The 22646-nt window shown below is 45.3% G+C and carries 13 protein-coding genes; 7 read left to right on the top strand and 6 right to left on the bottom strand.

What is annotated here, in order from left to right; all coding sequences use genetic code 11:
- Window positions 1-469: 469 nt before the first annotated feature.
- The gene (locus N4A56_RS00065; RefSeq protein WP_295544074.1) at window positions 470-3220 is read left to right on the top strand and encodes a PAS domain S-box protein; all 2751 of its coding nucleotides are present in this window, start codon (window positions 470-472) and stop codon (window positions 3218-3220) included.
- A gap of 32 nt (window positions 3221-3252) precedes the next feature.
- Here the strand turns inward: N4A56_RS00065 and der are convergent, their stop codons facing one another.
- Entirely contained in the window at window positions 3253-4644 is a 1392-nt protein-coding gene (gene der, locus N4A56_RS00060; RefSeq protein ID WP_295544072.1) for a ribosome biogenesis GTPase Der, read from the bottom strand.
- 434 nt (window positions 4645-5078) lie between these two features.
- On the opposite strand from der, the gene N4A56_RS00055 reads away from it, so the two are divergent.
- From N4A56_RS00055 to pruA, 4 genes are all read left to right on the top strand, one after another.
- Window positions 5079-6002, top strand: coding sequence for a helix-turn-helix transcriptional regulator (locus N4A56_RS00055; protein ID WP_295544070.1), 924 nt, complete (start codon window positions 5079-5081; stop codon window positions 6000-6002).
- Window positions 6003-6097: 95 nt separating this feature from the next.
- Entirely contained in the window at window positions 6098-6898 is an 801-nt protein-coding gene (gene lgt / locus N4A56_RS00050) for a prolipoprotein diacylglyceryl transferase (protein WP_293671902.1), read from the top strand.
- A gap of 134 nt (window positions 6899-7032) precedes the next feature.
- Window positions 7033-7251 carry a translation initiation factor IF-1 gene (infA, locus tag N4A56_RS00045; protein ID WP_066858657.1) on the top strand — a complete coding sequence of 73 codons (219 nt, stop codon included), beginning with the start codon at window positions 7033-7035 and terminating at the stop codon, window positions 7249-7251.
- Window positions 7252-7643: 392 nt separating this feature from the next.
- Entirely contained in the window at window positions 7644-10655 is a 3012-nt protein-coding gene (gene pruA / locus N4A56_RS00040) for an L-glutamate gamma-semialdehyde dehydrogenase (protein ID WP_295544067.1), read from the top strand.
- A 688-nt stretch (window positions 10656-11343) separates the two neighbouring features.
- Here pruA and N4A56_RS00035 read toward each other — a convergent pair.
- Both N4A56_RS00035 and N4A56_RS00030 read right to left on the bottom strand, forming a co-directional pair.
- Complete coding sequence (locus N4A56_RS00035) at window positions 11344-14172, bottom strand: FAD-binding and (Fe-S)-binding domain-containing protein (protein WP_295544065.1); 2829 nt, start codon at window positions 14170-14172, stop codon at window positions 11344-11346.
- Between the two features lie 131 nt (window positions 14173-14303).
- Window positions 14304-15947 carry a LysM peptidoglycan-binding domain-containing protein gene (locus N4A56_RS00030; protein ID WP_295544063.1) on the bottom strand — a complete coding sequence of 548 codons (1644 nt, stop codon included), beginning with the start codon at window positions 15945-15947 and terminating at the stop codon, window positions 14304-14306.
- 161 nt (window positions 15948-16108) lie between these two features.
- On the opposite strand from N4A56_RS00030, the gene rlmB reads away from it, so the two are divergent.
- Complete coding sequence (rlmB, locus tag N4A56_RS00025; protein WP_293671908.1) at window positions 16109-16867, top strand: 23S rRNA (guanosine(2251)-2'-O)-methyltransferase RlmB; 759 nt, start codon at window positions 16109-16111, stop codon at window positions 16865-16867.
- 186 nt (window positions 16868-17053) lie between these two features.
- Here the strand turns inward: rlmB and N4A56_RS00020 are convergent, their stop codons facing one another.
- Window positions 17054-17341 (bottom strand): HU family DNA-binding protein, encoded by a 288-nt coding sequence (locus tag N4A56_RS00020; protein ID WP_066858669.1) that lies wholly within the window; start codon window positions 17339-17341, stop codon window positions 17054-17056.
- Window positions 17342-17619: 278 nt separating this feature from the next.
- Entirely contained in the window at window positions 17620-18816 is a 1197-nt protein-coding gene (locus N4A56_RS00015; RefSeq protein WP_295544058.1) for a hypothetical protein, read from the bottom strand.
- A 302-nt stretch (window positions 18817-19118) separates the two neighbouring features.
- Between N4A56_RS00015 and N4A56_RS00010 the strand changes: the two genes are divergently transcribed.
- Window positions 19119-21359, top strand: a complete 2241-nt coding sequence (locus N4A56_RS00010) for a vitamin B12-dependent ribonucleotide reductase (protein WP_295544057.1) — start codon at window positions 19119-19121, stop codon at window positions 21357-21359.
- A 93-nt stretch (window positions 21360-21452) separates the two neighbouring features.
- On the opposite strand, the gene N4A56_RS00005 is transcribed toward N4A56_RS00010, so the two are convergent.
- Window positions 21453-22307, bottom strand: a complete 855-nt coding sequence (locus tag N4A56_RS00005; RefSeq protein WP_295544055.1) for an alpha/beta fold hydrolase — start codon at window positions 22305-22307, stop codon at window positions 21453-21455.
- Window positions 22308-22646: the final 339 nt, after the last annotated feature.

The raw sequence follows: 22646 nt of genomic DNA, 5'->3' as shown, positions 1-22646 counted from the left end.
TGCTTGTTCCATCCTTGGATAAGTCCTTTTGTTGTGAACTTATTAGAATAGGACATAAAAGAAAATTTACCTAATTGGGGTCAAGGGGACGCGTCCCCTTGCGGGGGTGCAGGGGGCAGCGCCCGCCTGCCCGTCGGAGACACCCCACCTTCTTTCGCCTGCCCGTCGGAACTCGCCGAAGGCTAAAGCACACGTCATCTCTAATACCGTTAATCCTGAATGTGTACTACTCATCAGCTATCTTACTGATATAAAGGGGTACTTTTCGACAATGCAATGCTCTTTTCGACATATCTCAAATTTCAATTCAGTAACCAAACATTCTGTTCATTATTGGTTAAGTGCTCTGTTACTAGTTATTTTAGCTATTTTTTCCTTAGTTTTTCTGTTCTCGAACTACTATTTGCAAGCTATGCACGCTCATCAAAACCACATAGATGAGGGAATCGAAGAATCAAAGCTGTTTAGCATGCACCTCAATAAAGAGATTGAAAAACAGCAGTCCGTTATCCGGTATCTTGCTCAGGATACTGATCTGTTAAATGCCATTGCCTTCGATAACGAATTTGCTATCTCAAAATGGATAAGCACCATTCATAAATTCAAAATCCCGCAAACCTACTTTGTTCAATCACTAAAAACCAATAAAATATTTTCATACGGCTCACCGAGTACTGATGTAAAAAAAATTTTGCACCGCTCGTCTACATCTCCCAACTTTATTATATATAAAGATGCAATAGGACAATATTTGCTGTGCATAACGCACGCCCTTAGGCTGGAAGGTTCGATTGTTGGTATCCTTGGTAGCACCATCTCCCTTAATTCTTTCACCACCTCTGTAGAGTTCGACAAAGAATCGTATAGTATTCTTATTCTTGAACATGGGGAATTTACAGATGTGCTTACGGGCAAAAAACCCAAAGAGTCAGTAACAATGCTTCAAGATGCATTGCACTGTATGCCCCTCACGGCTTTAGCCACCCACAAGCACCTTGCTATACCTATAGGCATCAACAACCTTTATTTATACGCGCATACCAGTTCGTTAACTCCCAACCTCTCGAATGCGCTTCTTGTCTGGCTTCTTATTAGCCTAGCTGGATGTGTTATTGCCTACTTTATCATCTTACAAGCTGCCCGACACGGCATACGGTCTCTGTTACAGCTCACCGCTTTCACTGGTGACAAAAAGAAAGATCGAACGAACATGCAAGCACTTGCAGATTCCACTTCTATTGCTGAAATCAGCAACGGAGCACGTAGTCTCGTAAAATACTGTGACATACTTATAAAAAGTGAAGAATATAAACGGCACACAGCCTTGTTTGAAGCCTGTACTACAGCCATTATTGTCTGTGATCTTGAGGGAAGGATTATTGAGTGGAATGACGAACTGCTGACATTGCTCGGCGGGACACAGAAAAACTTTTTCGGTCTCCCTGTTAAAGAGCTATTCGGCTCTGTGGATCAGCTGAAAGTCATTACTGGAATGGCACATGTCCGGCAAGCCGCTAACAACAAACAAGCCACGGATAACATATTCAGCGCTAGACTCAGATTAAACTCTTTCCGAAAACGTTCACAGCACGTTGAAACAGTCATTAAGTATATTCAATACACAAACCAGCCTTCCTTAGTGCTAATGCTCTACAATATTACTAAGCATGTGCTTGCAGAGCGAGGGCTTCAGCAAGCTAAAAATTCTGCGGAACTAATGACTAAAGAGCGCCATCAGCTTTACATGGGGCTGACTCAGGAGTTTGAGCCTCTGGCTGAAGCCTTAAATCAATCACTTATCCTGCTTAGCGAGACACAACCTTCTTCAATACAACAACGGCACATGGAGCAATTGCAATTTCAAACAGAACTCCTTTCAGAGCATATTACCAGTATGCGCAATTTTGCGCTGCTGGAAACAGGCGGTATCTTATTCGAACGCTCGATGTTTGATATTGAAACACTCCTCCAGCAAGTTCATGCATCCACATACTCGCGGGCAATGCAAATGCAATCGGACATTTGCATATATCTTGATCCAGCTGTGCCACAAAAAATCTGGTTTGATTTTTCAAAGTCACTGCAAGTGCTCAGTAATCTGATTAATCTGGCAGGAAAAAAGGTGCATGGAGGGACTATTGTTTTAACCGTAACGGCAGGTGAAGTGCTGAACAGTCGTATGCAGATTCTTTTTGAAGTGTGTGCACAAAAAAAGATCAACGATCACACAAGCGAATCTGCGGAACTAGGAACACTGCCACAACCGGAATACTACGGCGAGAAAGGGCAGCAGCTGAGTTTAGCTATTATTGAGCGCATGATACAAATGTTTCCCATAGAATTGTTGCAGAATGTATCTTCACGGGATGTTCATGTGTTCGGACTTAAGGTAAACCTGACTCCGCAATACCCAGTTCGCGACAACCTGCATACCATCCTTGAAGGACGCACAATCTTGCTGTCATATTGTGAACACAATACAATCAATTTTATCGGAAAAACCCTGAGCAGACTCGGAGCTACATGTACCTTCAGCCCCATAACCGACAATTCCTGTCAGGAAGTTATCGAAGGGCAGAATACTTATGATGCAATCATAAGTTGCGGGTGTGCATTCGAAATTATTCCCAAAGAAACACTCGATCTACACTGCAAACTGCTTACCACCGCAATATATACCGTCACTCACTCTTATTGGGAGCCAACCTACCTTGATCCGAACATCATTTGTCTAAGAAAACCTGTCATGGTAAACGAGTTGCTTTCGAGATTATGTGGCAAACTGCTCCCCACTGTCAGCACGTATACGCCTGTTGGTGAATCTCTCACCGCAGGAATGGTGCTCATTATCGCAAAGATATCTGGACAAAGCAGCACATTGCAGCACCACCTGCATATGCAAGGGTATATCACAGCACAGGTAGAAGACGTTTCCAAAGGTGTAGATGCACGGCAGCTCTACCAACCGGAAATTATTCTGCTGGATACAGGCTCAATAGCCTTGGATAGTTACTGGCTCATTAAAAATTTACGAGATATGGAAGAAGCCGAACAGCTGACGCCATCGCGCATTATCATGTTTATCAATCAGGAACATGCCCGCCACACCGAATACATTGACCCCTATACACTGACACTCGATGCCAGCACTAGTCCTGAGGATTTAATCTCGCACATGACAATCCTGAAAGAGCACGCTGACAACGCGCAAGTTGCATAAAAAAAAAGCCCGTACAGAGTACGGGCTTTGTATTAACGCTTCTTTTTCTTTTTCGGGAAAGAACGCTTGGAATGACTTGAGCGAAACTTCAATCTGATTGGTGCATGTGCAATTTTGAATGACTTGCGGACAGCTTTTTCCAAGTACCTGATGTAATGCTCTTTCAAGCGCTCATGGTCGTTACAGAAAAATACAAATGTCGGCGGCAGGTTTTCTGCCTGCGTCATATAAAAGAACTTCGGACGCACACGTTTAACTACTGGTGGCTGATGCTTGGTAACAACTTCTTCCAAAGTTCGGTTAAGCATGCTTGTCGGGATACGCACAGCGCATTCTTGCCAAATCTGTTCAGCCAGCGGCAGAATCTTTTTCAACCCCATGCGGGTATGTGCTGAAACATGCAGTACTGGAACATGTCCACAATATGCAAGTTCATGCTGGTACTGCTTGCGTACTTCCTGCATCTGCTTAGGATCAACAAGGTCTGTCTTGTTGATAAGCACCATAAACGGAGTCTTACGCTCATCAAGCAGCTTCATGAGGCGCTTATCCTGAGCGGTAACGCCTTCTGCACCATCCAGTACAAGCAATGTTACGTTAGCTTTAGTACTTGATTTGATGGATGAGTTTACAGAGTAACGCTCAACAGTATCTGTAATTTTTGTTCGTCTACGGATACCTGCGGTGTCTACAAAGGTGTAGAGTTTCTCGTCAATTTCGTAGGTAACGTCAACGGAGTCACGAGTTGTGCCCGCAACATCAGAAACAATCATGCGCTGAGATTTTGTGAGCGCATTGATAAGGGAAGATTTCCCAGCATTAGGGCGACCAAGCATAGCGATTTTAAGACCGAGCTGCTTGTATTCGTCCGGTGCTGCAAACTCCTCTTCTTCCTCATTCGGAAGCATCTCACGGAGCATCATCTCAAAAGTTCGCATCTGGAACCCATGTTCGCCGGAAATAGCAATCATTGGAAAACCAAGTTCATGGAATTCAGCTGTGTACTCTTCTTCCAGCTCTCCGCCGTCAACCTTGTTCACAGCCAAAAGCACAGGCAACCCTGTTTTTCGGGCATATGTGGCAAGGCGTCTATCAAACGGCAGCAGACCATCACGACCATCTACAACAAGGCAAAGCGCCGCACATTCGTCGATCGCTTCTGTTACACCGCGAAGAATTTCGTCTTCGAACCCACGAAGTTCATTAGGACCCTGAGCAGCAGTAATCTGGTTTTCATCCAGAGTTACCCCACCGGTATCAATGATAGTCCATTCTTCACCGTCACGACGCACGAAGCCTTCCATGCGGTCACGGGTTACACCCGGGCGGTCATGTGTGATTGCGCGGTTACTGCGTATAAGTCTGTTAAAAAGAGTGGACTTACCCACGTTCGGGCGTCCGATAAGTGCTATTTTAGAAGTCATGATTCTTTCCGAAAATATGAGATAGCGAAGATAACTCCGCTTATATTCTTGATATTCAAAATTATGCAGACGATGACAGAAGTCTGCGGAAGGTATCGCCTTCCATCTAAAGAATACACAAGAAGGCAAGAGGCAATACCTTAATAGTTTGTAGTATGCAAGCAAGCTGATAGCAAACATACTCATAATACGAAACATCATACAAGAAATAAGACTGTTGGCAAAATTTCTAGCCGGAAGCGCCCAATAACTCTCTGCAAAATCAGAAAGACAAAAAAGAACAGTCCCATGGAAGACCGATAAACCGTGCGATCACAATTTTTTTTCAACTCGTACTATGCAGTTTGCCAACAATCTGAGAATAGTGGTTGTCAGGTTGATTTTATGACATTACCTCATCTACAGACCCATGACACCTACTACGGAGGCAGCTGATGAAAAAACTGTTATCTACTAAAGAAGTTGCACAATACCTCGGTGTAAACGAAAAGATGGTGTACACACTCATCTCTGAAAAAAATCTTCCAGCTACCAAAGCTACTGGAAAATGGCTGTTTCCTGCCCATCTGGTGGAACAGTGGATTGAAGCCCGCACTATGAATTTTCCAGAACAGCTCACTGCTGAACCTGTCATGGAGAAAACGCTGATTATTGCAGGCAGCAACGATATGCTCGTTGATTATGCTATGAAAATTTACATGCAGGAACATGAAGGCTCCTACGCTGCATTCTGCAATCTTGGCAGTCTCGGCGGAATCCGTGCTGTGCATCGTGGCGCAGCTCACATTGCCACAAGTCACCTTATGGACAGGGATGAAAGCGACTACAACTTTTCCTTCACGGAAAATGAAATGCAAGAGCCACCTGCCATTGTTAATTTCTCCTTCAGAGAACAAGGCTACATTGTTGCCAAGGGAAACCCGAAAAAAATTACCGGCACTAAAGATATCGCCTCCGGCAAGATAACGGTCGTCAACCGCCCTTCCGGTACTGGTACAAGGCTATTGTTTGACGCAGAACTTGCAGCAGCCGGAGCAGAAAACACAACTATCCCCGGTTATGAAAACTGCGTAGGACGTCATATAGACGTCGGCTTCGAGATTATTAACGGCAATGCAGACACAGGACTTGGCATCCGTGCAGTTGCGCAGGCACTTAATCTCGACTTTATCCCTGTACAGTGGGAACGCTACGATCTCATCATTCCTAAGGCACACTACTTTGATAAAAACATTCAGAATTTTATAAGCCTATTGCGCGATCCGCGCATAGTCTCCTATGCAAAAAAGCTCGGCGGGTATGATCTTCAACGCTCTGCTACTGTCATTTTTCCGGGCGAAGCAAGCGCACCGGAATAACAGTGCATCACCTGGATTGCGTACATAAATCGCACAACAATGATTGACGCAATAAAACTCGACCAGTAGAGCACTATCCTGTTACGGAGACATATATGCTTACATACCCAACTATAGACCCAAAGGTCTTTTCTATCGGTCCTCTTAGTGTTCACTGGTACGGTCTTATGTACCTTCTCGGATTCTTTACAGCATGGCTGCTCGGTAAGTATCGTGCTTCCAAGCCGACCAACAACTGGACATCCGAAATGGTCGACGACCTTGTAACCTTCTGCGTGCTCGGCGTCGTGCTGGGCGGCAGAATCGGATACATTCTTTTTTACGACTTATCGTACTACCTTTCCAACCCGGAACAACTCCTTGCAATCTGGAACGGCGGCATGTCGTTTCATGGCGGCTTAATGGGTGTCATCATTTGTTTCTGCTTATTTGCACGTAAACATAACATGACGCTGTTTGAAGTAGGTGACTTCTTTTCACCTATGGTTCCTCCGGGATTGTTTTTCGGAAGGATAGGCAACTTTATTAACGCAGAGCTATGGGGCAGAACAACAGATGCACCTACAGGAATGATATTTCCCAACGCAGGCCCATTGCCCCGTCACCCATCGCAGCTATATGAGGCAGGGTTAGAGGGCGCTCTACTGTTCATCATTTTATGGGTATTTTCTGCAAAACCACGTCCTACACGCGCAGTTTCCGGCTTATTCCTCATTTTTTACGGAATATTCCGGTTCATCGTAGAATTTTTCCGTGAGCCAGACCCGCAATTAGGCTTTATCGCTTTTCACTGGCTGACTATGGGCATGCTCTTATGCGTACCAATGGTTATATTTGGTGTGTATCTTCTGACACTTGCGTATAAAAAGAACGAATATCCAACAAAACGCAAATAATAACGTTACAGCCAAGTTAAAGCTGTCCCCCCCATTGACAGTACGGTAGATTTGTCGCTATCCACCCATAGTAACAATTTGACGAATTTTGTGTATAAAATTCATATTACTAACTGTTTTATTTGGAGGAAAACATGGCTAAGGAAGAAGCCATTGAAGTTGATGGCGTCGTGCAGGAAGCACTGCCTAACGCAATGTTTAAAGTAGAGTTAAGCAACGGACATGTCGTTCTTGCTCATATTTCTGGTAAAATGCGTAAGTTCTACATCCGCATTCTGCCTGGAGATACGGTAAAAGTGGAGCTTTCTCCATACGATCTTACCAGGGGGCGGATTGTATACCGCAATAAATAAACTTCTTGCCACTTCTCAAACCATGTATCGCTTCCGCGCACTGTATCTTTTATAGTACGTGAATAAGCTGTAGTGCGTTTACTCTTGAGTTGTATCCCAAAGCGGTGTGCTTTTGCACACCGCTTTTTTTATGTGTAGCGATAGTGTTACCTGTAAAAATGCTATGACAACTGCATACAGTTGTTCAAACAAACAACTCACAACCCTCTTTTGCAACAGGGTTCTTGGAACATTATATTGTAATTTCGCACAGATGCTTGCCACTATTTTGCTAAGGCTGTACAACATTGGTCATAATTATACATAAAATAAAGGTGGTAGATTAATAGGGTTCGAATCATACAGAGTGAAAAATCTATCGATTGATAACTTGTACACTTCAGGAGGTCTGAATGGATACACAGCTAGAGGCGAAGATTGTTGAGCGTGGCAAAGAGTTCTTCACAAGCATCAGTGGCGAAGCACCATCTATTTTCAATAAGGGATGGTGGACTGGCAAAGTCATGGACTGGGCTATGAAGAACGAAGATTTTAAAGTTCAGCTGTTCCGTTTTGTAGACGTATTTCCGTATCTGAATACTTCGGAGTCGTTATCCCGTCATATTCGAGAATACTTCTCCGGTGATGACCATGAAGTCCCGTCCGTTCTCAAATGGGGTGCAGGCAAAGCCAGCTTTGGTGGTAAACTTACCGCTAAAATTATGGAAAAAACCATCCGCTCCAACATCGAAAACATGGGACGCCAGTTTATTGTCGGTCAAAACACCAAGGAAGCGGTAAAAGGGCTTGCTAAGCTGCGCAAAGAGGGGTTCACCTTTACTGTAGACCTGCTTGGCGAGGCGACTGTCAGCGAAGAAGAAGCAGATGCCTACCGCGACGGCTACCTTGAAGTGCTCGATGCAATCGCAGAAGAACAATCCAAATGGAAAGCGCATGCCGGTAACGGCGGAGATCCTAGCATGGATTGGGGATACACACCAAAAGTGAACGTATCCATTAAACCTTCTGCTCTATATTCTCAGGCAAAGCCTGTTGATATCGAAGGCTCAGTGCAAGGCATCTACAAACGCCTTGAGCCTGTATATCGCAAAGTTATCGAAATGGGTGCATTTCTGTGCATCGATATGGAATCACTCAAATACCGCGAAATCACTCTCGAGCTATACCGCCGTCTGCGCAGCGCTCAAGAATTCCGTCACTACCCGCACCTCTCTATAGTACTGCAAGCATACTTACGCTGCACAGAGCAAGACGCTGAACAGCTTGTTCAGTGGGCGCGAACCGAAGACCTGCCAATCGCAGTGCGTCTGGTAAAAGGTGCATACTGGGACATGGAGTCCGTACTCGCAAAGCAGAACAACTGGGATTTCCCTGTCTGGATGCATAAGCCGGAATCAGACATTGCATTCGAACGCGTTGCAAAAATTTTGCTTGAAAACCACGATCTCGTCTATTTCGCCTGCGGTTCTCACAACATCCGTTCTATTTCCGCCACAATGGAAATGGCAAAAGCCATGAACGTTCCGGAAGAACGGTACGAATTCCAAGTGCTGTACGGTATGGCAGAACCAGTCCGCAAAGGTCTCCTTAATGTTGCTGGCAAAGTCCGCCTGTACTGCCCGTACGGCGATATTATTCCAGGCATGGCATACCTTGTTCGCCGCCTGCTGGAAAATACAGCCAACGAATCTTTCCTCCGTCAGTCTTTTGCAGACGGTGCTGAAGTAGCGCGACTGATGGAAAATCCGCAAATAACCCTCGAACGAGAGCTAGCAGCACGCCCAGAACCTAAACAGAAAGAACTTGTAGACGGTCTGCCACCATTTAAAAATGATGCCATGATCGACTTCACTATTCCTCGTTGCCGTACCGCCTTCCCTGCTGCAATCAAAAAAGTACGCGAAACAGCAGGCGGCATCATTCCTCTGTTTATTGACGGAAAAGAGGTACAGACAGACGATATTATTCCGACAACAAACCCAGCCGACTATTCTGAGAAACTTGCTGATGTATGTCAGGCTGGCACCGCTGAAATTGATGCCGCTCTTGAAGCAGCAGGCAAAGCATTCCTTACATGGCGTGATACGCCAGCTAAAGAACGTGCAGAATGCTTGCTAAAAGCCGCAGAAATAGCACGCCAACGCCAGTATGAACTCTCCGCATGGCAAGTTCTGGAAATCGGTAAACAATGGGATCAGGCTTTCCATGATGTAGGCGAAGGTATCGATTTCCTCGAATACTACGCCCGTGAAATGCTGCGTCTGGACAAACCACGCAGAATGGGTCGTGCTCCGGGTGAACACAATCAGCTCTTCTACCAACCTAAAGGCGTTGCAGCGGTTATCTCACCTTGGAACTTCCCGTTTGCTATCGCCATCGGCATGTGTTCTGCCGCAATCGTCACTGGTAACCCAGTTGTGTACAAACCGGCTTCCATCTCTTCCCGCGTCGGCTACAACCTTGTAGAAATCTTCCGCGAAGCAGGTCTGCCGGACGGTGTATTCAACTACTGCCCAGGTAGAAGCTCCGTTATGGGTGACTACCTTATCGAGCATCCAAAAGTTTCCATGATCTGCTTCACAGGCTCTATGGAAGTAGGTTTACGCATTCAGAACAAAGCATCAGTGGTTCAAGCCGGTCAGCAGCAATGCAAGCGCGTTATCGCAGAAATGGGTGGCAAAAACGCCATCATCATTGATGATGACGCCGACCTCGACGAAGCAGTGCTGCACGTCGTCTACTCTGCCTTTGCATTCCAAGGACAAAAGTGCTCCGCATGTTCGCGTGTTATCGTTCTTGATCCTATTTATGATCGCTTTATCGAACGCCTTGTGGCAGCTTGCGAAGATATTAAAATTGGGCGCGCCGAAGATCCGGAAAACTACATGGGACCTCTGGCAGATGCATCCTGCCAAAAAACTGTATCAGAATACATTACACTCGCAGAGCAGGAAGGAACCATCCTCCTCAAGCGTGAAGATATCCCAGCAGAGGGCGCGTACGTGCCATTAACCATCGTAGGAGATATCAAGCCTGAGCATCGTATCGCTCAAGAAGAAATCTTTGGTCCAGTTCTCGCTGTAATGCGCGCAGCAACCTTTGATGAAGCACTTGATATTGCCAATGGAACCCGATTCGCCCTCACAGGCGGCGTGTTCTCACGTTCACCGGAACACCTCGAACAGGCGCGTAAAGAATTCCGCGTAGGTAACCTGTACCTCAACAGAAACAACACCGGAGCGCTTGTAGAACGCCAGCCATTCGGCGGGTTCAAAATGTCCGGCGTCGGTTCCAAAACTGGTGGCCCTGATTATCTCCTACAATTCCTCGACCCGCGTGTTGTAACAGAAAACACAATGCGCCGTGGCTTTGCGCCAATCGAAGAGGATGACGACTGGATTTAGTTTCTTGGTTTAGTTTTTTGTTTGTCTCCGACGGCTGGGGGAAACCCTTTTGAAAAAGGGTTATCCCCCAGACCCCCTTCCTAAAACTTTTACTCGCGATACCAGACCGTTGTTTATGTTCGCATGCGGCTTACGCACTACTACCTATATATTCACTAAAAAGGGCTGTCCTACTGACAAAGGACAGCCCTTTTATTTACTGGAAAAACATTCCTATGAGTTCGAAAATAACCCACGCGCGGCTGCCTACTTTCGCAAACAACAGGAGGTTGCCGCTAATAAAAGTCTTTGGAGATTTTTAAGAACCTTTCTTCGAGAAAGGTTCTTAAAGTCCCGCTGACAAGCGCCGCCGGAGGCAACCCTTTTGGAAAATGATTACTCCCCAGACCCCTTTCCTAAAATTTTTACTCGCGACACCAAACCGTTGTTTATGTTCGCACGCGGCTTACGCACCACTACCTATTTCAGGACGACTCAACCAATTAAAACGGGCTGCCCCTCTTACAAAGGACAGCCCGTTTGTTTACTGAAAAAACACTCCTACGAGTTCGAAAATAACCCACGCGCGGCTACCTACTTACGCAAACAACAGGAGGTTGCCGCTAATAAAAGTCTTTGGAAATTTTTAAGAAACTTTCTTCGAGAAAGGTTCTTAAAGTCCCGCTGACAAGCGCCGCCGGAGGCAACCCTATTCTTTCTTAGGAACAGTTGCATCATCGACCAGATACATAATGTTTTTATACTGAAGCCCTGAGTGCAAACTTAGTCCGACTTCACAGGTTCTGCTCGTTGAGTAGGCTTCGTCGCAATCGGCAACTTGCCTTGGCAAATCTGCTAACGCAGACTTATTTAATTCTGGGAACGAGAACCCTCTGTCTCCAGCAAAGCCACAACAGTACACATCATGAGGAAGCACAACTTGTTCTGCACACATGTTTGCCAGCTGAACCAACGGTTCTACAAGATTCATTTCGCGAACTGTACATGTTGGATGGATTGCAATTTTGCGCGGTAATTTTGCAAATTCAAGTTTATCCGGCAGACAATCCAGACAGAACCGAATCGGGTCATACAAGGTTAGGCGCTTATCCATATGATCGAGCATACGATGCAAGCACGGGCTTGTATCACAAAGCACAGGATATTTGCCGTTCTCCGAAATTGCGAGCAGAGCATCGGAAAGCTCTTTAGACTTCGCTTCGCCTTGAGCTGTATAGCCCTTGGAGGCGAATGCCTGCCCACAACAAAGATTCTGCATATTGGAAGGGAAAAGAACCTCGTACCCTGCTTTCAATAAGAGCTGAATCGTTTTTTGCGGGATATCAGTTTTATTTTCATCATCCTTTGCTGGTCCCATTGTCCTGCTAATACAACTTGGGAAATATACGACCTTATCCGGATTACTTTGATTTACAGGCACTGGCTTAATAGGGCTTGCACTTGTTGGCATTTCTTTATTCCACAATGGAATCTTTTTAAGCGAGATCACTCGAAGCCCTTGTGCACCTGCATCCATCAACGAAGTTCCGAACAAACGATGCGCTAGGTTTGCCCCCTTCAGCGCAACTTGCACACCTTTGGCAACCGTACTGAAATTACGTCCAACCCAATCTGCTGTTGAATTGGCAAATGAAGATACGTTCTGCGCCCGTAAGTCTTTAATCATCGTACCTGTGTTTATATCAACAGGACACCGTGTATGACATAAGCCATCCGTCGCGCAGGTTTCAACAGCAAGATAGTTATACTCTGCCCACATTTTTTTCAGCTTGTGCTGTTCTGATGGAGAATCTTTCAGCCTATGCAGCTCACGCAAACTTGTAATACGCTGACGAGGTGTAAAGGTTACATTTGCAGAAGGACAGATAGGCTCACAAAAACCGCATTCAATACACTTATCTACAATACTGTGCGCTGCTGGCAGCGGCTTTAGTGCGGTTAAATGTGCACGCGGATCATCGTTAATAATGACCCCCGGGTTCAGCAGATTATACGGGTCGAGCAACTCTTTAATCTCACGCATTAAATCGTGCGCCTGTTTTCCCCACTCCAATTCAACAAAAGGTGCCATGTTACGCCCTGTGCCGTGCTCTGCCTTAAGCGACCCCTTATACTCTGTCGCAACCATCTTGCAGACTTCATCCATGAATCCTTGATATCGATCAATTTCCGAACCGATGCCGAAATCCTGTGTGAACACGAAATGCAGGTTCCCTTCCAGAGCATGCCCAAACATGATGGCTAAATCGTACTCATACTTTTTAAGCAACTCGTCCAGCCGAGCTACGCCATCTGCAAAACGCTCTGGAGGAAAAGCTACATCTTCAATAATAACCGTTGTACCTGTTTCCCGAACTGCACCAACAGCTGGGAAAAGTCCCTTACGCACCGCCCAGAACTGAGCACACTGTATAGGGTCATGGCAAAATTCCACTGGTTCAAGCTTGTTGATGGTATCGATGGAGGAAACAATTTGTTCAATCTGCTTTTCAAGCTCAAACGGATCATTTGAAGCTGTTTCTATAAGTAGAGACGTTGTGCCTTCGGCTATGTTTTTAATCGAATCCGGCATTCCCGGCTTATCGCTCACAGAACGCAATGACCGCTCATCCATCAACTCTACAGCTGCGACAGGCTGCTTTTTCAATTCCATTGTTGCAAGACAGGCATCCTGTAAGGAAGGGAACATTGCCAGCGTTGTTGCTTTATATTTTGGCTCAACAACCGTCCGGTAGGTGACTTCTGAGATAAAACCCAGTGACCCTTCGGAACCAACCATGAGGTGTTGTAAGATTTCATAAGGGTCCTCGAAATCTACTATAGCATTCAGGCTGTAGCCCGTTGTGTTCTTGATCTTGAACTTTTTGCGAATCAGCGCTGATAATTCACCGTCTGCCATCACCCGCTCGCGGATATCATTGAGACCTTTGATGATTTCAGGATGCTTTTCTGCAAATGCTTTTTTGCTGCCCTCACAGGCAGTATCGAGCAATGTGCCGTCATAAAGCGCCATGCGCATGCTGTGCAGGGTCTTATAGCTGTTCTCGGCAACCCCGCAGCACATACCTGATGCATTGTTAGCCACAATACCGCCAATTTTAGCGCTGTCGATTGAAGCGGGGTCAGGACCAATTTTTCTGCCAAACGGAAGCAACGCCCTGTTAGCATGACTACCGATAAGCCCCGGCTGTACCACAAAGCGAGTTGCATTTTCTGTAATGCGATAGTTGCGCCATGCGTCGCCTATTCTGACTAACACAGAATCGGAAATCCCCTGACCGGATAAACTTGTTCCGGCTGCTCGGAACGTAACCGGAATACGGTGGGTATCTGCCAGTTTCAAAAGATATAAAACCTCTTCTTCTGTTTCTGCATCTACAACCATTTTTGGAATAAGGCGGTAAAAACTGGCATCTGTACCATACGCCAACACCTGTAGCGGATCTTGATAAATACGTTCTTTAGGAATGACGGACAGTAATTCTTTATAAAAAGCTTTATGCGGCTTTGAATGCATGACGCAACTCCTGCTTGGTTTTCAAATAGTACCGTCACAGTAGCATTGCCGCTGCCTGCAATGAATGAAAAGTTTTGATGAAGGCAACAAAAAAGCCCCCGTAACTTACGGGGGCTTTGAAATCGTCTTGCTTAGTTTGCATAGATAGTCAGGCTGTCACCGGGGCGTAAAATAGAGCGTTTGCTCAAGCGATTCCAGCGAAGAATATCTTTGTATGATACGCCGAACTTTTTAGCGATAGTCCAAACAGACTCACCTCTGCGCACTTGGTACGCAACGGTTTTTCCATCTTTTTTGTTCGATGATTTTTTAGCAATTGTCGTTCTGGACTGATTAGGGATGTACAGTTTGCTACCAGCACGAAGACGTTTTGCAGAGCGCAGTCCATTTGCTGACAGCAATGTCTTTACACTGACCCCTGTTGCGCGGGAGATATCGTAAAGAGTGTCTCCACGCTGAACAACATAATTGCCTCGTTTTTGAGCGATAGCGCGAGTTTTAGCTCGTGGGCTACGCCATGCAACCTGCGTAGAATTGCTCCCCGGAATCATCAAGCGCTGACCGGGACGGAGCATATTAGACCTACGGTTATTCACTTTCTTCAGCACAGCCACAGGAACCCCGTGTCTGCGTCCAATACGGTACCATGAATCACCACGGCGTACTTTGTATGAAATCCATCCAGCATATGGTCGGGACTTGTCGCTTTCAAGAAACGCGATAGCCTTCTGTAGCTTAAAAGACGGGACATACGCAGTTGCTTCATAATCCGGAGGACTTACCTGACGTCGAAACGCGGTGTTCATATTATAGAACGTCTTCCAGCTAATATTCAGATCATTAGCAAGAGCAAGTAAATCAGTGCCGCCCTTTACTTTAATCGGCGAAATGGCTTCGCAGGCAACGGTATCCGCTGGTTCAAACCCAAGCTTTTCGAGGTTACGCATAATCTTTACAACAGCAAGAAACTTAGGAACATAGTGCTTTGTTTCTTTGCGAAGACGTGCGCGACGGCTCAGCTTGTGGTTCTTTTGAGTCAATTCAAAAAAGCTTTCTGCCCCTGTCTTCTTCATTGCACGACCGATTTTGCCTTCCCCTGCATTATATGCAGCAATGGCTAAATACCAATCCCCGAAGTCGTTATACAATTTAAGAAGATAATCAGCAGCAGCAGATGCGGACTTATATGGATCACGGCGCTCGTCAATCCACCAGTTTTGTTTCAAACCATATTTTCTACCCGTATATGGCATAAACTGCCATACACCGGACGCTCCGGCGCGTGAATACGCCTTTGCATTAAATCCGCTTTCAACAAATGCCAGATAGACAATTTCTTCCGGCAAGCCTTTGTCTTTAAAAATTTCTGTAGCATGAGGAAGAAGCGTTCCACAGCGTGAAAGGTAACGCTGGAACGTTTTGCGACCTCTGTGAGTGAAATACTTGAAATATTGTTCAACAACCTTACGATCACTCTCATCCATCTCGATATCGATGTTGAGGCGTGTTTCAAGTGCTTCAATTTCTTCAGTGGATAATGGCTCTGCGTCATCCGCAGGCGGTACCTGTAACTCCACAACTTCGTCTGCCGGTTCGCCACTTATTTCCAGCTCAACTACTTCTGAGATAACGGCAGGTTCTTCCGGCACTGGAACCGGTAAAGTTGCAACGGGTTTGCTTGGTTTCGGAGCACAAGCCGAAAGGAGTATGCAAGCAAGACACGAAAGGAGAATCGTACGAAAAGCAATTTTGTGAGTATCAGAGTTTTTCTGCATCTATTTTCCATTTAACGGGGTGTAGCTATTGCAAGACTGGTTTTAGACAGGTAGTTCACCCTTATAATGATATGCCACCTACCCTATACAAGAGGGCATGGCAATCATCAGTTTGCAATGAATCTTACATCTATTTAGCGATATTTTCAGGATATATAATTATGAGTGACCATTACAACGAAAACACCGATGGTATTCTTCCAGGTGTAAAACCTGTATCCGAACGCCTAGCATCATCACCCGAACAGGTTGATTCCGTGCTTATCCGTAAAGGTAAACGCGGAGCAGACATCGCCAAGATCACTGACATGTGCAAAAAAAACAAAATTCGTTTTACATTTGTACAGGAACAGTCCCTCGACAAGCTCTTTAACGGAAACCATCAGGGCGTTGTTGCAAAAATATTTGAAGCTGGCTTTAAGTCTGAAGACGAAGTTCTTTCAGAAGCTTTGGAAGCAGAGCTGCCGCTTGTTGTTGTTCTGGATCAAATTCAAGACCCCGGCAATGCAGGAACATTAGCGCGCACCATTTATGGAATCGGTGCTGGCGGCATGATTATTCCTAAACATAACGCCTCATTTTTGGGCGCAGCCGCTGCTAAGGCATCTGCCGGTGCTCTCGGAAAACTTGCAGTTGCGAAAGCTACTAATATATCCCGTACATTAGAGTTGGCGAAAAAAATGGGATATTTCGTATATGGTGCGGAATACAAAGACGGTGCAGAAAATCTGTATAAAGCAAAGTTGCATACCCCTGCTGTTCTCGTTCTTGGTAACGAAGAAAAAGGAATACGCCCGAATGTAGCCAAACGGCTTGATGTGTCCTTGTATATCCCGATGGCACATGGCTTTGATTCACTGAACGTGGCTCAAGCTGGCGCCATGATGCTTTCTCAATTTGTTGCTGCAAAGTGTGATTAATCTACAATACCCTGTATTGTAAAAGGATTATTTATGCACACTGCGCCTGCTTTTTTTAACCAGGCGAATACGGCAAAAAGGTCACAACTCGGTATAGAATGTAGATCTGCAACAATACGAAAGCAATACAAGAAAAGATAGGAAGAAGTCAAAAGGTCGCCATATAGGCGACCTTTTGGGTACTGTCTACTTGTTGACGCTTTCCATAAGCGCTTTAGCAGGTGAAAACTTTACCACCTTACGGGCAGGAATGGTCATAGGCTGACCGGTCTGTGGATTGCGACCAGTACGTTCAGCACGATCATAAACAGAAAATGCACCAACATTAGGAAGGCGAACACCCTGTTCACTTACAACGCCTTTTGTCAGTACTTTGCAAAATGCGTCATACGCTTTCTCTGCGCTAACTTTGGTTTCAAACACTTCCGGCAGGGTTTCTTTAAGAGCGACGACAAACTCAGCTTTAGTCAGCATGCGAGTTTCCTCCTTGCGAAATGGTTCTCCCCCTAGACAAGCCTTTGTAATGTATACCTTTGATTCTATGCAGATATAAGGTGTTTATGTCAATCATTTCCGATATAGAATTGCGCAAAAATCAGGCTTTTTTGTTATAAATCGTAAAAAACCGCGTTAGTTCCTGTTTTCCAGCAACTCAACGCGGTTTATTTATTTTTATAACGCCACACATTTTTGCTAAGCGGCATCATCAATCGTGCAATATTCTCTCACTATTTTAGAAAAATATTCTGAGATTACATAGCACCGGCAAGAATATCTTTCACAAGCTCTGCTGCAACCTGTGCCCCATGTTCATTCCAGTAGACATCATCCGTCCACCAAATAAACTGCTTACGCTGTCCCCATTCTACTATAGCTCGAGCTTGAAGATGCGGGGTCAAGTCATACACTTTAAATGAATGCTTCTTTTCCATCTCGCGCAACGCAGCAAGCTTAGGTGAATCAGGAATGTCTGGAACATCCCCACCGAGCAGTGAAGCATACACACGCATTTTGGTCGGAACAAACACAACGGCTTTAACTAAGCCTGCGCTGTCACTCATAGCGGCTAACAGCTCTTCGAATTTAGGGTCTGCCTCATATGCAGTAGCCAATGTTTCTGCAATATATGCTTTGGAAAATGCCAGCTTACGCGCGCCAATCGGATATGTAACAACACCGGCACTATCAGCGCTGTTTGCTAAAAATCCATCCCGATACTCTCGCAAAAGTCTTCCTAGCTCATTATTGCTCAGGTAATTTAAAAAGCGCTTAAGCGGATAATGTACCTCTGTGCTGAACGGCTTGAAGTCTTCCCCTTCAAACAAAAAGAGCACACCGTTGTTCACTAAACTCTGCTCACGTACTAATGTTAACGCCAGTAAAGCCTGTTGATCTATAGAACCGGGAGTCGCGATGTTATAGGCAGAAAGGTTATGTTCCTTTCGCATAATATCACTCATAAGCGCTGACTGGGTATTTCCATTACCGACAACAAAACTGCTCCCTATCAGCAATACATTCGGGTCACTAACTCCCTCTGTATTTCTCAGCCCGTTCTGGTCTGTGATAAAGTCAATCTCGCGAGCCACAGGTTGAATACGTGGGTCAACTCTTGCCAGCAATCCTGCTTCCTGTTCCATGCGCACCTGTCTGTTTGGTGCAAATGTATACAATGCCATCTCAGGATTATATTCCGCTAAATACTGCTCCGGTGTTGCCGCATTTTTTTCAGCAAAACCACCCAGACACACAGCACCCCACACAACAAATGTTGCAAGAGCAAACGCGCCGGTAATATACAATGCATTTTTCCCGCGCATAAACATACAGGCAACAGCCCATATCGCCAGCATATAGGCGATAATATGCACATCAAAAATTCCATACACAGCCAAAGTGGCAGAAAAAACAACCGCACATCCAACGCCGACCAAAATATGTTTTACCATTGTTCCCTTCCATGAGCTAAGTTTGGTTTAGCAACCAAGTTTAACCCTAAGCGGTCATAGTGTTTCCGTCAAATTTTCAGAAAACCATAGTGTATTCTTGTTCTCCGTGGATCAAAAACAACTGATACAAAGCCTTATTGAAGGCTCAACCAATTTTATTTTAAGGCATTTTTTTGGTAAAATGTGTACTGTTTCTAAATTATCATTTTTATATAGAAACTTTGCGGTATTTATTATAGTAACTATTACTAATTAAAAAATCGTCAAAAATTAACATACAATATAAGAACAAGGTGCAAGCAATGGTTGAACAACAACTACCAGCTGATATCGAGTCTTTAGAAGTTAATGAGAACGCAGAAACTGTTTTAGCGCGACGTTACTACCGCAAAGATTTGCACGGCAATCCCACAGAAGACGCTACCAAGTTATTTTGGCGTGTCGCCTCTGCTATTGCAGCAGAAGAAAGCAAATACGAAAAAACAACTGCCTCTCCTGAAACACTGGCAAAAGAATTCTATTCCATGATGGCTACCATGGAATTTTTGCCCAATTCGCCAACTCTCATGAATGCAGGTACGCCTCTTGGGCAACTTGCCGCCTGTTTTGTTTTGCCTGTAGGAGATTCCATTGAAGAAATCTTCGATGCAGTTAAACACGCAGCTATGATTCACAAGTCCGGTGGTGGTACAGGATTCTCATTTTCCCGCCTGCGCCCAAAAGATTCACGGGTGGGTTCAACAGGCGGTGTTGCGTCAGGTCCAGTCTCATTCTTACGTATATTCAACACAGCGACAGAACAAATCAAACAGGGTGGAACACGGCGCGGAGCCAACATGGGCATCCTTCGCATTGACCATCCTGACATTATGGATTTTATACGCGCAAAAGAACGTGAAGGTGAATTTAATAACTTCAACTTCTCAGTAGCACTCACCGAAGACTTCATGAAAGCAGTCGAAAGCGGGGATGATTATGATCTTATCAACCCGCACAATCGCGAAGTTGTTCGAACCATGAATGCGCGAGACGTTTTCGAAATACTTGTGCAGAAAGCGTGGGAAAAAGGTGATCCGGGAATTGTCTTTTTAGATCGAATTAACCGCGACAACCCTACTCCAGCTCTGGGTGAGATCGAATCCACAAACCCCTGCGGTGAGCAACCTCTTCTGCCATATGAAGCATGCAATCTTGGCTCGATTAATCTGGGCATAATGCTGACACAGGATGAAAAAGAGGAGCTTTCGGTTGACTGGGACAGGCTCCGCAAAACCATACATCTTGCAGTTCGCTTCCTTGATAACGTTATCGACGCCTCACGCTACCCGTTAGATCGCATAACAGAGATGGTTCATACCAACCGCAAAATTGGTCTTGGTGTTATGGGCTGGGCAGATATGCTCTTTCAGCTCCAAATTCCATACAATAGCCAAGAAGCACTCAATCTTGCCGAAAAAGTCATGGAATTTATTCAAGCAGAGGGTCGCGCCGCATCTAAACAGCTTGCTAAAGAACGCGGAGCATTTCCAGCCTATGCAGATTCTATTTTCGGTGAGCGTGATTTAGGTCCTTACCGTAACGCAACCATTACAACCATTGCGCCAACAGGAACACTTTCTATTCTTGCAGGGTGCTCTTCCGGTGTTGAGCCGCTTTTTGCGCTATCATTTGCCCGCCACGTCATGGATGGAGATAAACTGGTTGAAACCAACCCGTACTTTAAATCTACCTTAAAAGAGCGGGGCTGTTATTCCGAAAATCTTATGGACGTCATTACAGAAAAAGGAAGCATTGCCGATATTGAGCATCTTCCGGAAGACTTACGCAAAGTATTTGTCACCGCCATGGATATAGAGGCAGAGTACCATTTAAAAATGCAGGCAGCTTTCCAAAAATATACAGACAATGCTGTCTCAAAAACAGTGAACGTCCCCAAAGAGGCTACTGTAGATGACATCCGCTCTATTTACTGGATGGCATATGAGCAAGGCTGCAAAGGGGTAACAGTGTACCGAGATGGAAGCTTACAGTCTCAGGTTCTGTGCACAGAAGGTTCGAAACCAGAAGAGGAAACCGCCCCTGCACGGTTGAAAAAAGTTGAGCGACCTGAAATTGTATATGGGTTCACTCAAAAAGTTGAAACCGGCATGGGCGTGCTCTACGTGACCATCAACGAAATAGACGGGAAGCCTTTTGAACTATTTACAACAATAGGAAAGTCTGGACGCTCAATTACAGCAAAAGCCGAAGCGATAGGGCGACTGGTATCCTTAGCACTGCGAGCAGGGATCGAGCCTATTGATATTGTTCGCCAGCTAAAGGGCATTGGCGGAGAACACCCAGTGTTCCAGAAAAAAGGGCTGCTTCTTTCAATTCCAGACGCAATTGCTTGGATTTTAGAAAATCGCTACCTCAAGTCCTCTGTTTCAGTCCACGCTACAAATGGACTGACAAAGCAGCTTTGCCCAGAATGCGGTAGTGAGCTAGTTTTCGAGGAAGGCTGTAACAAATGCTACGGATGTGGCTTCACAAAATGCGGATAGCCATGCTCTAGCATTACCAATAAGCAATTCAAAACGCCGGTTGTCATATTATCCGCAACCGGCGTTTTTATGCCGTGGTATAAGACCCAGGCGCTACGATTGAGCTATTTCATCAAGAATCTTTGCAAGTGCTTTGGGCTGAGAAAAGAAAGGGGAATGGCTACTCTCTAACATATGCACTACCGTCTTATTTCCCATTACTTTATCAACTAAGTGCACCATGTCTCGCTGCCCACTAAGAGGATACGCTTTGTCATTACGGCAATGGATATAATGCCGAGGAATACGACCAAACCTTTTTTGCGTAATCGGTGATGGTACTGTTGCAACCTGAATAGGTTCATCAGGAAAGAGTGTGCTGAGCGCAAAGCGAAACTCTTCATCACTTAGGTCACCGTAAAATGTCTGTTTGACCAAATCAAGATAAGACGGATCAGTAGACTTAGGGTTGATTCGCATTGCCCCTGTTTTCTCCCCATCGCCCACATACAATTGGGGTGTCATGCGTTGGCTCATAGATTTTCGAGACAACATCTGAAAAGCGGATACTTGAGGTGGCAAAAGTAACGCCGAAAGGTATATTATCATTGAAACCATATTTGGAATCATTTCTGCAACAGCAGATACCGTTATACCACCAAGAGAGTGCCCAACAAGAATGACTTTTTGATCTTCTTCGGCGTAGCACTCGCGAACGAGATCAATCACCGCCTCATTTCGTTCTTCCTGAGTCACGAAAGCATTCGGGGAGGCTTGAACTGCAAAAGCGTCAAGATCAACTGGATTCTCAAAATAGGATGCTGGGCTTTGGGCAAGCTCACCTGCACCGGGCAAATCAATACCAGTAGCATAGTGCCCGACCTCTTCCAGTAAAGGAACAATAAAATCCCATGAATGGTGGTCGTGCCATGCACCATGAATTAAAACAAAACTATTCGATGTCCTCATCCACTATCCTTCACACGCTACTCAGTATTGGGAACACTCTTCTACAACTAACCATATAAAAATTACCAAAAAGAATTTTCCCAAACGTTGATTATCTCACTCAAGGGATTGGCACTACATTGTATCAGAACGGGATACTGTATCAGCACAGTTCGGAAGCAAACCAAAGAAAGGCAAAGACGAATCATCGAGGAAGGAAACAAAGAACACCTGCTAGCGTACTTGCTAAAGCATAGACCAAAAAAAAGACCGCGTTTCTTATGAAACGCGGTCTAGAAATAAATCTTGGCAGCGACCTACTTTCCCACAGGCTCCCCTGCAGTATCATCGGCGATGGTC

It is taken from the genome of Halodesulfovibrio sp. (genome assembly GCF_025210605.1).
Lineage (GTDB): Bacteria > Desulfobacterota > Desulfovibrionia > Desulfovibrionales > Desulfovibrionaceae > Halodesulfovibrio.
The sequence above is the reverse complement of the archived record's forward strand: the minus strand, read 5'-3'. Positions and strand labels throughout refer to the sequence as shown.